Genomic DNA, 11,852 nt, shown 5'->3' with positions numbered 1-11,852 from the left:
TTAGGTCCTCATTTCTTTTCCATGACGCATTGCAAGGGATGCTGATGCTGCCTGGCGAAATCCATCACCTGCGTCACTTTGGTTTCGGCGACTTCGTAGGTAAAGACGCCGCATTCTCCAACGCCGTGGTTGTGGACATGAAGCATGATGATCGTCGCTTGTTCCCTGTCCTTCTGAAAAAAACGCTCCAGAATGTGGACGACGAACTCCATCGGCGTGTAATCGTCATTCAAAAGCAGAACGCGGTACAAACTCGGCTTCTTGGTCTTCGGCTTGGTGCGTGTGATAACGGACGTGCCACGACTGGGGCCGCCTCCGTCTCCATCGCTTCCCTGCTGCATCCGGACCGGCATGGCGATCATTCTGTTTCATTCCCTTGACGGCCGCAATCCACCAACGTGGCTGCGGCCTGCTTGCCTTTATCTAATGGTTCGTTCTTGGATTTTAAGACCGAACCAACGCACTGCAATCATATTCGCACGGCCAAGCACAAGATTGATCAATTTTCTTCGGCCGCTACAGTCGACGTTGAATCTCTGGCCAAGCTACCGAAGCAAGCCCGGAAACCCGATACCCCAAGAACGACAAGGCCGGCCGCGGCAACCGCGACCGGCCTTTTGGCAATGGCGATATTCTAATCGTCAGGCGGCGGCAGCTGCGGACTTCACGGATGCCGTTGCCTTGGCGACCGGTGCCTCATAGGGCTTGTAGGCGTCCTTGGCGAGATCGGCATACATCTCGCCGATCTTCGATGCTTCGGCGACGAAAGATTCATAGCTCGACTTCAGATAGTTCGTCTGCAGTTCGAAGGCAGCCTCGAGGCTCTTGGCGCCCGACAGCTTTTCAAGATGGGCAATGCCATCTTCGAAGGACTTCTTCGAGTAGTCTGCTGCTTCGGTTGCAATGGCCTGGAAGCCCTTGGTCATCGCAGAGTAGCTCTTTACAGCCACGTCGAGTGCTTCCTTGCTCTTCTTGTTTGCATCGTCGAAGTTGAACATCAAGTTTCTCCTTGTGGGCGGTGGGCAAGCCTCAGTCTAGGTGCACTGCACAAAAAGTCAAGTTCAGTGTGCGATGCAGTAAAACACAATTCTTGCAACGACTTGATGAAGATCCGGCGACATGCGGATAAATTATCTAAAAGTAAGACTTATAAGAAAAAACCGGCCCGATTGCTCAGGCCGGCACACTTTGAGACACGCGGCCGTCGACCGGCCATGCGACGTCCAGCTCAGAGATCGACGTCGAGGATCGCCATCGAGAAATTATAGGAGAGTTCGCCGTCTTCGTCGTCGCGGAATATGACTCCGAGAAATTCGTCGCCAAGATAAACCTCGGCGGATTCGTCCTTCCTGGGACGGGCCTTGACGACCATAGCCGGATTCAAGGTGCGCTTGAAATAGGCCTCAAGCTTGCGGATTTCTTCGGGCTTCAAATCTATTCTCCGTAGCCGATTGATTTGCCGCGCTTCTCGCATGCGGCGTTGCCAGGTGTAAACCCATCACGGCGCCGAGCCCCCATGAAGATGATCAACGACAGCCGTAACGCGTTGAATTGCCGCTCAGATTTTTCAGTTCCGCGAACAAGGCGACGAACGCGGCCCTTCCTCCGCGTCAGATATCGAAGCTCGCCAGGATCTGGTCCATCTGCCGCGAGGGTTCGGAGCATCCGGCCTCGCCGACGACCCTGGCCGGAACGCCCGCTACCGTCGTCTTCGGCGGAACCGCCTTCAGCACGACCGATCCGGCCGCCACCCGCGAGCAATGGCCGATATGGATATTGCCGAGGATCTTCGCGCCGGCGCCGATCAGCACGCCGTCGCCGATCTTCGGGTGACGGTCGCTGCCCTCCTTGCCGGTGCCGCCAAGGGTGACGCCATGCAGGATCGACACATTGTCGCCGATCACCGCCGTTTCGCCGACGACAAGCCCCGTCGCGTGGTCGAGGAAGATGCCGCGCCCGACGCGTGCGGCCGGATTGATATCGGTCTGGAACACACTCGAGGAGCGGCTCTGGAGATAGAGCGCAAAATCCTTCCGCCCGCGGTCCCACAACCAGTGGGCCAGTCGGTGCGTCTGGATGGCATGGAAGCCCTTGAAATAGAGCACGGGCTCGAGGAACCGCGTGCAGGCCGGATCGCGGTCGTAGACCGCCTGGATGTCGACCCGCAGGATCGCGCTCCATTCAGGCCAGTCCTCGAGCATCTCCAGAAAGGTCTGGTGAAGAAGGTTTGCCTGCAGGTCGGGGTGATCAAGCCGTTCGCAGATCCGGTAGATCACGCTCTCTTCCAGCGAATGCTGGTTGACCACAGTCGAATAGAGAAAGGCCGCAAGCATCGGATCCCGCTCGGCGGCGAGGCGCGCTTCTTCGCGCAGACTATCCCAGATGGGGTCGACTGCCTTCAGCGGTTCCGTATGGCGCAGTTCGCTCTTGGCGACCATGGTCGCGCTCCTTCCTGGGTCAATCTGCCGGCTTGCACTGCGACATATATAGGGCAATTCCCGACCAACATAAATGGCCCCGCACCGTTTCGATCGGCGGTCATCTTTGACTAGGCGCGGCCGACCTCGGCTAGAAACTCCAGGACCGCCTTCTTGAAGGCGCGGTCGCCAACGGCCAGCATATGGTCGCGGCCCGGAATGTCCAAGGCCATGGCATGCGGCATCAGGGCGGCAAGCTCCTGGGCGGAGCCCGCCACGTCGTCCTTCGTGCCGACCCCGATCAGAACGGGCACGTCGATGCGCCCGACATCCTCGGCGGAAAGCAGATCGCGCGAGGTCGATATGCAGGCGGCAAGCGCCTGGCGGTCGCTCTTCGTCTGGTCGGCAAAGGCGCGGAACATTCGGCCGCGTGTATGCGTCACATCTTCGAGCGATGGCGCAAGCAGCGCGTCGGCGATCGGGTCCCAGTCTCCCACTCCGGTCACCATGCCTATTCCCAAGCCGCCGAACACCAGCGAGCGGACGCGATGCGGGTGATGCAACGCCAGGAATGCGGAGATGCGCGCGCCCATCGAATAGCCCATGATATGCGCCTCTGGGATGCCGAGATGGGCCAAAAGCGCGGCCGCGTCGCCGGCCATCTGGTGCGGGTGGTACACGGAAGCGTCATAAGGCTTGCTGCTCGCCCCGTGACCGCGGTTGTCGAGTGCGACAACCCGGTAGCCAGCGTCGCCGAGCGTCTTCAGCCAGCCTGGGTATACCCAGTTGACATTGGCGCTCGAGGCGAACCCGTGAATGAGCAGCACAGGATCCCCCGACGGGTCGCCCTCGTCGAAATAGGCAATTTCCAAGCCGTCGTGGGTGAAGCGCGAGAAAGGCGGTGGGTTCAAATCCATGGTTTTCCCAGACATCATCTGTTTTCGCCGAAACTAGGCGGTAACCGAAGAGGCGAAAACCCCCGCCCGTCAAAAACCACAGGCGCGTCGTGATTGCTGCTACACATTTGCGCCAAAGCTCACTATGGTGCCGGCAAAAATATACAGACTTGCATTCAGCGGAGTACGACATGGCCGGCCACAGCATCCCCCATTTCCAGAATGACGGCGGGCACCGGGTTATCGAGATCGGCGTCAAGGAATTCATGTGCACCGGCGCATCCGTTCCCTTCGATCACCCCCATATCTTCATCGACATGGGCGACGACAACGAGAAGGTCTGCTCCTACTGCTCGACGCTCTATCGCTACAACGCGAGCCTGAAGGCGACCGAGACGATTCCGCCGGGCTGTCTCTTCGAGACCAAGGCGGCCTGACCTGCCCGCAGCCACCGGCGCGACATCGATGCAAAAGGCTGGTCCCGTCGCAATCGTCGGCGCTGGCATCGCCGGCCTGACAATGGCGCTGTGCCTTGCGCGGCAGGGCGTTGCTTCAGATATCTTCGAGCAGGCAGACGCACTGAACGAGGTGGGCGCCGGGCTGCAATTGTCACCGAACGCCTCGCGCATCTTAGTGAAACTCGGCTTGCTCCCTGCGCTCGAGGCGGTGTGGGGCGAACCGAAATCGATAGGGCTCGTCGACGGACACTCGCTGCGTCCGCTAGCAGACGTCCCAGCCGGTGCGGCAGCGCGCATCCGCTGGGCAGCACCCTACGGGGTCCTGCACCGCGCCAGCCTGCAGAAAATCCTCCTGGACGCAGTACAGTCGGAGCCGGCCTGCCGCCTGCATTTTGGCAAGCGCATCAAGGGCGATCCGGTGGCGGCGGCTGCCGCGGCAACGGGACGCCACCCATCAATCGTCATCGGCGCCGACGGCATCTGGTCGGAGGCGAGAGCCGCTATTCCGGCCGCCGGCGCCGCCCGGTTCTCCGGCAATGTCGCTTGGCGGCTGTTGCTGCCGAACACAGAAGAGACGGGCTGCCTTTCGGCGGATCGCGTCACGGCCTTCCTTGGGCCGGAGGCTCATCTGGTCGCCTACCCGCTTCGCGAAATCGACGGCTTCAATCTGGTTGCGGTCGTCGGCGGCACGCCGGCCGAGGGGGCCTGGACGGGTCAGGAATCACCGGAGCGACGACGCGAATTCAGGGCCGCTTTCGAAGCATGGCACCCCGATCTGCGATCGTTGATCGAAGGTTCCGGCTCGGCCACCTATTGGCCCTTGTGCACCGTCGAGGAAGGCGCCTGGCACAACAGGCGGGACATCGTGCTGATCGGCGACGCCGCCCATGCGATGACGCCCTTTGCGGCCCAGGGTGCTGCGATGGCGATAGAGGACGCCAGTGAACTGGCGCTTTGTCTTGCCGAGTGCCCCGACGCTCCGGCCGCCTTCGCGCGTTACGAGCAGGCGCGCCGGGCACGGATCGCCCGGGTCCGCAAGCGTGCCGCCTTCAACCGCTTTGCCTATCACGCCCGCGGGCCGGTCAGGGTCGCGCGAAACCTGGTCCTCGCGCTGAAGGGCCCGGAAGCGCTCGCAGCCGATCTCGACTGGCTCTATGGATATGGCGCCTCGGAACGCGAGAAGGCCTGACCGGCAGGCAGCAAATCCCTGCCGCCTGCCCCGGTCACTCGGATGGCCCGATCAGGCGGCATTGGCCGCCGCGAGACCTGCCTCGATGTCGCGGCGCAGGTCGGCAACATCTTCCAGACCGATCTGCAGCCGGATGACGGGCCCTCCTGATGGGCCCTTCGCGATCTTGCGATCGGAAAGGTTCGCATGCAATGCGAGGCTCTCGAAGCCGCCCCAGGAATAGCCGAGGCCGAAGAACGACAGCGCATCGAGGAAGGCATGCGCCTTCGCCTTGCTTGTTTCGGGTTCGGCCTTCAGGACAAATGAGAAGATGCCGCTCGCCCCGCCAAAGTCGCGCTTCCAGAGCTCGTGCCCGGGAAAGCTCGGCAGCGCCGGATGCAGCACCCTCTCCACCTCGTCCCGACCCTCGAGCCAGGTGGCAATCGTCAGAGCGCTTTCCTGGTGGCGCTCCAGGCGAATGCCCATGGTGCGAAGGCCGCGCAGAATCTGATAGCTGTCGTCCGGTGAGACGCAGACGCCGAGCGTCACCATCGCCTCGGTAAGGGCCGGCCAATGGGCAGCATTGGCCGAAACGGTTCCGAGCAGCACGTCGGAGTGCCCGGAGGGATATTTCGTCGCCGCGTGGATGGAAACGTCGACGCCATGGTCGAGGGGGCGGAAGTAGATCGGCGTTGCCCAGGTGTTGTCCATGGTGACGACGCAGCCGTGGCGGTGGGCGGCATCGGCAATCGCCCGGATATCCTGCATCTCGAACGTGTTCGAGCCCGGCGCCTCCGTGTGCACCAGCCGCGTGTTCGGCCGGATCAGGCCCTCGATGGCAGTACCGATCATCGGATCGTAATATTCGACCGTGATCCCGAGCCGGGTCAGCATCGTGTCGCAGAAGTGCCGGGTCGGGAAATAGACCGAATCGACGATCAGAGCGTGGTCGCCCGACGAAAGATAGGCGAGGAAGGGCACCGTGACAGCGGCCAGCCCCGAGGGTACGAGAATCGTTCCGGCGGCGCCTTCGAGTTCATTGATCGCCTCGCAGAGCGCGTCGGTCGTCGGCGTGCCGCGCGTGCCGTAGGTGTATTTCTGCGCCCGCGTTTCCATGGTCTTCGCATTGGGGAAAAGTACGGTGGACGCGTGGACCACCGGCGGATTCACGAATCCGTGGAAGTCGGAGGGGTTGTTGCCTGCATGCGCGAGGCGGGTGTTGATGCCGACCTCTCCACGCGCGCTCATCTTGTCTGCCATTTTAACGAATCCGCCGTTGAAAACTGGATGGAGACTCATCGAACGCGGCACGGGTGAGGGTCAAGGGAAAATTCGATACGGCGGCGTCGACCCGGTCCCCGCGTATCTGACGGTTTTTTATCCAGAAGCGGACGATTTCCCGCAAAATCTGCTTAAAATTCTGACGAATTTTCAGTTTTTCACATCGAAAATCAGAAAATCGGCAACATCTCTTGACCCCCATGGATTTTGAGCATGAGATAGATTGCACTCATGCCAGGAGGGTGGCTGAGGCTGCACGCGCCGACAGAGCGCACCAGTGCAGACGGGAACTTACGAACAACCGAAAAGGTTCAAAAAAATGGCAAGAAGAATTCTGACAGCTCTTGTTGGCGCTGCTGTCTTGGGGATTGGCGCAAATGCGGCATCGGCCGCGACCCTTGACGACGTGAAGGCCAAGGGCTTCGTCCAGTGCGGCGTGAACACCGGGCTCGCCGGTTTCGCGGCCCCTGACGCGTCCGGCAACTGGAGCGGTTTCGACGTCGACTACTGCAAGGCGATCGCTGCTGCAGTGTTCGGCGATGCCACCAAGGTCAAGTACACGCCGACCTCCGCCAAGGAGCGTTTCCCGGCGCTGCAGTCCGGCGAAGTCGACGTTCTGGCCCGCAACACGACCTGGACCATCAACCGCGACACGGCGCTCGGCTTCAACTTCCGCCCGGTCAACTATTATGACGGCCAGGGCTTCATGGTTCGCAAGAGCCTCAACGTGAAGTCCGCACTCGAACTTTCCGGCGCTGCCGTCTGCGTCCAGACCGGCACGACCACCGAGTTGAACCTCGCCGACTACTTCAAGACCAACAACCTGCAGTACAACCCGGTGGTCTTCGAAAAGCTCGAGGAAGTGAACGCCGCCTATGATGCCGGCCGTTGCGACGTCTACACCACCGACCAGTCCGGCCTCTATTCGCTGCGCCTCACCCTTTCGAAGCCGGATGATCACATGATCCTGCCGGAGATCATCTCGAAGGAGCCGCTCGGTCCGGCCGTCCGCCAGGGCGACGACCAGTGGTACGACATCGTCAGCTGGGTTCATTATGCCCTGGTCCAGGCCGAGGAATTCGGCGTCACCCAGGCAAATGTCGAAGAGATGAAGAAATCGGCCAACCCGGACGTTCAGCGCTTCCTCGGCGTCGAAGCCGACAGCAAGATCGGTACAGACTTGGGCCTCACCAATGAATGGGCCGTCAACATCATCAAAGCCGTCGGCAACTACGGCGAAGTCTTCGATCGCAACATCGGCGCTGGCAGCCCGCTGAAGATCGAGCGCGGCCTGAACGCGCTTTGGAACAAGGGCGGCATCCAGTACGCACCGCCGGTCCGCTAAAAGCTGGTCGGCTTGAGAGTCTCGGAGGAGCGGCACGCCGCTCCTCCGTTCTACAATAAGAACGCCCGAAAACAGGGCGGATCGGGGAAAGAGGCATTGTATGGCCATTGGCGTTACAAACGCGCCTGAGAAGAGCAAGTCCTCGGGATCTATCATCAACGATCCTCAGGTACGCGGCATATTCTACCAGGCAATCACCATCATCATCCTCGCAGTTCTCGTCTACTGGACCATCCAAAACACGGTCGAGAACTTGCAGCGCGCGAACATCGCATCCGGCTATGGCTTTTTAAACGGCCGGGCGGGGTTCGATCTCGGACAATCACTGATCGCCTTCACGAGCGATTCCACCTACGGCCGCGCTCTGGTCGTCGGTTTCGTCAACACCCTGCTGGTGGCGATCACCGGTATCATCACGGCAACGATCATCGGCTTCATCGTCGGCGTTGGACGTCTGTCGCACAACTGGATCATCGCCAAGCTCTCGCTCGCCTATGTCGAGGTGTTCCGCAACATTCCACCGCTGCTGGTCATCTTCTTCTGGTATAGCGGCGTTCTGGCGATCTTACCCCAGGCGCGTGAGGCGCTCGCCCTACCTTTCGATATCTATGTGAGCAATCGCGGCGTTGCGTTCCCGAGAGCCATCTTCGGAGAGGGTTCGCAATATACACTGTTCGCCTTGATCATCGCCGTCGTCGCGAGCTTCGTTTTCGCCCGCTATGCCCGGCAACGGCAGGAGGCAACCGGTCAGCGACTGCCCGTTTTGTCGATCGTGCTCGGCTTGCTCATCGGTCTGCCGCTGATAACGTTCCTGGCGACCGGCGCTCCGCTGACTTTCGACATTCCGATCGCCGGCAAATTCAATCTTACGGGCGGTTCGGTCGTCGGACCGGAATTCATGTCGCTCTTCCTCGCGCTGTCCTTCTACACTGCCGCCTTCATCGCGGAAATCGTCCGGGCGGGCATCCGGGGAGTTTCAAAGGGGCAGACGGAAGCCGCTCACGCACTTGGCATACGCCCAAGGCTGACGACTCGTCTGGTCGTCGTTCCGCAGGCAATGCGCATCATCATTCCGCCACTGACCAGCCAATATCTCAACCTCACCAAGAACTCGTCGCTTGCGGTCGCCGTCGGCTATGCGGATCTCGTCGCCGTCGGCGGCACGATCCTCAACCAGACCGGACAGGCGATCGAGGTGGTCAGCATCTGGCTCATCGTCTATCTGAGCCTGAGCCTCGCAACCTCGCTGTTCATGAACTGGTACAACGCCCGCATGGCGCTGGTGGAGAGGTGAGAACATGAGCACGCAACAAGCATCCTTCGTTCGTGCTTCGATGATCGAAGCCTCACCCGCCCCCGCCCTGGAAGCTGGCATCGTCCGGTGGCTGCGCAAGAACCTCTTCGCCACGCCGAAGGACAGCGTCCTGACGATCATCAGCCTGCTCATCCTGGCATGGCTGGTGCCGCCGGCGATCCAGTGGCTTTTCGTAGACGCGGCATGGACGGGCGGCGGTCGCGGCGTCTGCGCCACGGTCGCCCAAGGCGGCTCGCAACCGGAAGGCTGGAGCGGCGCCTGCTGGGCTTTCGTCAATGCAAAGCTCGGGCAGTTCGTCTTCGGCCGCTATCCGCTCGAGGAGCAGTGGCGCCCCGCTCTCGTCGGCATCCTCTTCGTGCTGTTCCTCGTTCCGATGCTCATCCCAAAGATTCCTTACAAGGGGTTGAACGCGGTTCTGTTGCTGGCGGTCCTGCCGATCCTCGCCACGATCCTGCTTCCCGGCGGCTGGCTCGGCCTCACCTATGTCGAGACGGCGCTTTGGGGCGGTCTCATGGTCACTCTGGTCCTCTCGTTCGTCGGGATCGCGGTTTCGCTGCCGCTCGGCATTCTGCTGGCGCTCGGACGGCGATCGAACATGCCGGTGATCAAGATGCTCTGCACGGTCTTCATCGAGATGGTGCGCGGCGTTCCGCTGATTACGGTGCTGTTCATGGCTAGCGTCATGCTGCCGCTGTTCCTGCCGCAGGGCGTCACCTTCGACAAGTTCCTTCGTGCCTTGATCGGCGTGTCGCTCTTCGCCTCCGCCTATATGGCGGAGGTTGTCCGCGGCGGCCTGCAGGCCATTCCGAAGGGCCAATATGAAGGCGCCGATTCGCTCGGTCTCAGCTATTGGCAGAAGATGAACCTCATCATCCTGCCGCAGGCGCTGAAGCTGGTGATCCCCGGTATCGTCAACACCTTCATCGGCCTGTTCAAGGACACGTCGCTCGTTTCGATCATCGGCATGTTCGACCTGCTCGGCATTGTCCGGCTGAACTTTAGCGACGCGAACTGGGCGTCCGCGGTAACGCCGCTGACGGGCCTGATCTTCGCAGGCTTTGTATTCTGGCTTTTCTGCTTCGGCATGTCGCGCTATTCAGGCTTCATGGAACGCCTGCTCGACAAGAGCCACCGATAAAAAGGGGAAATATAATGGCAAATACGGCCACCGCTTCAAAAATGACCGTCTCGAAGACGGATGTCGCAATCGAAATCACCAACATGAACAAGTGGTATGGTGACTTCCACGTACTGCGCGACATCAATCTTAAAGTGATGCGCGGCGAGCGCATCGTCATCGCCGGCCCGTCGGGCTCCGGCAAATCGACGATGATCCGCTGCATCAACCGCCTCGAGGAGCACCAAAAGGGCAAGATCGTCGTCGACGGCATCGAACTCACCAACGACCTGAAGAAGATCGACGAAGTGCGCCGCGAAGTCGGCATGGTGTTCCAGCACTTCAATCTCTTCCCGCACCTGACCATTCTGGAAAACTGCACGCTGGCGCCGATCTGGGTACGCAAAATGCCGAAGAAGCAGGCCGAGGAAATCGCAATGCATTTCCTAAAGCGCGTCAAGATTCCCGAGCAGGCACTCAAATATCCGGGCCAGCTCTCCGGCGGCCAGCAGCAGCGCGTCGCGATTGCCCGTTCGCTTTGCATGAACCCGAAGATCATGCTTTTCGACGAGCCAACGTCGGCGCTCGATCCGGAAATGATTAAGGAAGTGCTCGATACGATGGTGGGCCTTGCAGAAGAAGGCATGACGATGCTGTGCGTCACTCACGAAATGGGCTTCGCCCGCCAGGTCGCCAACCGCGTCATCTTCATGGACCAGGGCCAGATCGTCGAACAGAATTCGCCGGCCGAATTCTTCGACAACCCGCAGCATGAGCGCACCAAGCTGTTCCTGAGCCAGATCCTGCACTGAAATCGCGGTACGAGTTCGCACGAAAAGCGGCCCGTCATTACTGACGGGCCGTTTTCATTTATGCCCCGGGCCAGGAAGCTCAGTGAAGAGAATGGGCGGTCGTCGACCGGCCGGTCCTCAAAGAACCGGCAGCGTCGGACGCTTTGCCAGCGCGGCCTCGATAATTCCTTCAACCCGCCGACGCTCTGCACCGGCGAGCGGCAGCCGCGGGGCGCGGACGCGATCGTTGGAATCGATCGCAAAAACTTCCGCGAGCTTGATATTCTGGACGAGATTGGTGGAGACGTCGAGGTCGAGCAGCGGGCGGAACCAGCGATAGATCGCCCTCGCCTCTTCGAGACGCCCGGCCTGGACCAGCTTCCAGATCGCCACCGTCTCCTTCGGGAAGGCGACGACAAGGCCGGCGACCCAGCCATGGGCACCCATCAGCAGGCTTTCGAGTGCCAGGTTATCTACGCCGGTGAAGCAGTCGAAGCGTTCGCCGAAGCGGGTCAGAACGTCGGTCACGCGGCGGATGTCGTCGGTCGATTCCTTCATCGCGACGACGAGTTCGTTTCTGGCCAGTTCATCGAACATCGAAAGCGTCACGTCGACGCCGTAGGCGACCGGGTTGTTGTAGACCATGATCGGCAGGCCTCCAGCGGCAGCGACCGCCTGGATATGGGCGAGCGTCTCCGCCGGCGCGGATTTATAAGGCACGCCCGGCAGAACCATGAAGCCGTCGGCCCCGGCCTTGGCTGCTGCCCTCGCCGCCGCTTCGCCGCGGCGCGTGGCGCTTTCGCAGATCGTCATCAGCACCGGCTTGCCGCCGGCGACCGACTTGGCGATCTTCAATATCTCGATTTTTTCCTCCGGTTCCAACGTCATGTTCTCGCCGAGCGAGCCGCAGACGATCATGCCGTCGACGCCTGCCTCGAACTGCAGCGCGAAGCAGCGCTCCATCTCGGCCTTGTCGAGACCACCTTCAGTCGTGAATTTCGTCGTTACTGCCGGAAATACGCCGCGCCACATGAGAAGCCTCCTTCGATCTGATATATCAGTCA

General features: G+C 60.8%; 13 protein-coding genes. 6 read left to right on the top strand and 7 right to left on the bottom strand.

Annotated features, from left to right (window positions below; genetic code table 11):
• Positions 1-8 precede the first annotated feature (8 nt).
• The 5 genes from clpS to SS05631_RS05905 all read right to left on the bottom strand — a co-directional run bounded on the left by clpS (position 9) and on the right by SS05631_RS05905 (position 3,334).
• Complete coding sequence (clpS, locus tag SS05631_RS05925; RefSeq protein WP_037423043.1) at positions 9-362, bottom strand: ATP-dependent Clp protease adapter ClpS; 354 nt, start codon at positions 360-362, stop codon at positions 9-11.
• A 279-nt stretch (positions 363-641) separates the two neighbouring features.
• Complete coding sequence (locus tag SS05631_RS05920) at positions 642-998, bottom strand: phasin family protein (protein ID WP_037423046.1); 357 nt, start codon at positions 996-998, stop codon at positions 642-644.
• A 230-nt stretch (positions 999-1,228) separates the two neighbouring features.
• Positions 1,229-1,432, bottom strand: coding sequence for a DUF3126 family protein (locus tag SS05631_RS05915; RefSeq protein WP_014764223.1), 204 nt, complete (start codon positions 1,430-1,432; stop codon positions 1,229-1,231).
• A 178-nt stretch (positions 1,433-1,610) separates the two neighbouring features.
• The gene (gene cysE, locus SS05631_RS05910; RefSeq protein WP_037423049.1) at positions 1,611-2,438 is read right to left on the bottom strand and encodes a serine O-acetyltransferase; all 828 of its coding nucleotides are present in this window, start codon (positions 2,436-2,438) and stop codon (positions 1,611-1,613) included.
• A 110-nt stretch (positions 2,439-2,548) separates the two neighbouring features.
• Complete coding sequence (locus tag SS05631_RS05905; RefSeq protein ID WP_037423052.1) at positions 2,549-3,334, bottom strand: alpha/beta hydrolase; 786 nt, start codon at positions 3,332-3,334, stop codon at positions 2,549-2,551.
• A gap of 170 nt (positions 3,335-3,504) precedes the next feature.
• Here SS05631_RS05905 and SS05631_RS05900 point away from each other — a divergent pair, with 170 nt between their 5' ends.
• Both SS05631_RS05900 and SS05631_RS05895 read left to right on the top strand, forming a co-directional pair.
• A complete protein-coding gene (locus SS05631_RS05900) occupies positions 3,505-3,750 on the top strand; it encodes a zinc-finger domain-containing protein (RefSeq protein ID WP_037423054.1) in 246 nt (81 codons plus the stop codon).
• Positions 3,751-3,778: 28 nt separating this feature from the next.
• Complete coding sequence (locus tag SS05631_RS05895; RefSeq protein WP_037423057.1) at positions 3,779-4,960, top strand: FAD-dependent monooxygenase; 1,182 nt, start codon at positions 3,779-3,781, stop codon at positions 4,958-4,960.
• 51 nt (positions 4,961-5,011) lie between these two features.
• On the opposite strand, the gene SS05631_RS05890 is transcribed toward SS05631_RS05895, so the two are convergent.
• Positions 5,012-6,199 carry a cystathionine beta-lyase gene (locus SS05631_RS05890; protein ID WP_037423060.1) on the bottom strand — a complete coding sequence of 396 codons (1,188 nt, stop codon included), beginning with the start codon at positions 6,197-6,199 and terminating at the stop codon, positions 5,012-5,014.
• A 340-nt stretch (positions 6,200-6,539) separates the two neighbouring features.
• Here SS05631_RS05890 and SS05631_RS05885 point away from each other — a divergent pair, with 340 nt between their 5' ends.
• From SS05631_RS05885 to SS05631_RS05870, 4 genes are all read left to right on the top strand, one after another.
• Entirely contained in the window at positions 6,540-7,565 is a 1,026-nt protein-coding gene (locus SS05631_RS05885) for an amino acid ABC transporter substrate-binding protein (protein ID WP_037423063.1), read from the top strand.
• Between the two features lie 100 nt (positions 7,566-7,665).
• Positions 7,666-8,859, top strand: a complete 1,194-nt coding sequence (locus SS05631_RS05880) for an amino acid ABC transporter permease (protein ID WP_037423066.1) — start codon at positions 7,666-7,668, stop codon at positions 8,857-8,859.
• Positions 8,860-8,863: 4 nt separating this feature from the next.
• Positions 8,864-10,018 carry an amino acid ABC transporter permease gene (locus SS05631_RS05875; protein WP_037423069.1) on the top strand — a complete coding sequence of 385 codons (1,155 nt, stop codon included), beginning with the start codon at positions 8,864-8,866 and terminating at the stop codon, positions 10,016-10,018.
• 14 nt (positions 10,019-10,032) lie between these two features.
• Positions 10,033-10,809: an amino acid ABC transporter ATP-binding protein gene (locus SS05631_RS05870; protein WP_014764213.1), complete on the top strand. Its 777-nt coding sequence runs from the start codon at positions 10,033-10,035 to the stop codon at positions 10,807-10,809.
• A 117-nt stretch (positions 10,810-10,926) separates the two neighbouring features.
• Here SS05631_RS05870 and SS05631_RS05865 read toward each other — a convergent pair whose 3' ends face one another.
• Entirely contained in the window at positions 10,927-11,820 is an 894-nt protein-coding gene (locus tag SS05631_RS05865; RefSeq protein ID WP_037423074.1) for a dihydrodipicolinate synthase family protein, read from the bottom strand.
• Positions 11,821-11,852: the final 32 nt, after the last annotated feature.

The organism is Sinorhizobium sp. CCBAU 05631 (assembly GCF_002288505.1).
In the GTDB taxonomy this organism is placed as follows: domain Bacteria; phylum Pseudomonadota; class Alphaproteobacteria; order Rhizobiales; family Rhizobiaceae; genus Sinorhizobium; species Sinorhizobium fredii_C.
The sequence above is the reverse complement of the archived record's forward strand: the minus strand, read 5'-3'. Positions and strand labels throughout refer to the sequence as shown.